Annotated in this window: 1 protein-coding gene; it reads right to left on the bottom strand. The window is 48.2% G+C overall.

All coding sequences use genetic code 11. From position 1 onward, the window contains the following. Nucleotides 1-49 precede the first annotated feature (49 nt). On the bottom strand, nt 50-525 hold a 476-nt coding region (locus tag ACFSR8_RS16490), incomplete at its 5' end, for an IS110 family transposase (RefSeq protein WP_380294078.1).

Here is a 525-nt window from a genome sequence, read left to right as displayed (position 1 = left end):
GATTCAATCCTTTGATTCCGGAGCCTTATTTTGTTCTATTTTGCATTAATTATCGGGGCAATACCGAAACGTGGGCTTCATCGTACGGCCTGCCTGATCTTGCGATGGCAAAACATTGTTTCAGGAGCTTGTTTGCCACAGCTATTAAAGCCAATTTTTTACTTTTCCCTTTGTTCACGATCCGTTCGTAAAGCGCCCGACACGCCTTGTTGTGCCTACAGGCATTGAACGAGCACAGGAACAGGAGATTGCGCAGTTTTCTGTTCCCCACTTTGCTTATTCTAGCCCGCCCTCTGACGCTGCTGCCCGATTCCCGTATCGTGGGGGTGATCCCTGCGTAGCTGCACAACTGGCCTGCATTCTCAAACTTTGAGAATCCATCGGTGATCACCATTAGAAACAAGGCGGTCTTCTGCCCTATCCCCGGAATGGAAGTCAGCAAGCTTAATTGATGTTGCTGGTCTTCCTTGACCAGTGATAGTATCCGTGCCTCTATTGCCTTTATCTCCTTGTCCAACTGCTTTT

Source organism: Hyunsoonleella rubra (assembly GCF_042684665.1).
Classification (GTDB): Bacteria; Bacteroidota; Bacteroidia; order Flavobacteriales; family Flavobacteriaceae; genus Jejuia; species Jejuia rubra.
Note: the sequence above shows the minus strand (reverse complement) of the source record. Positions and strands in the feature narration are given on the sequence as shown.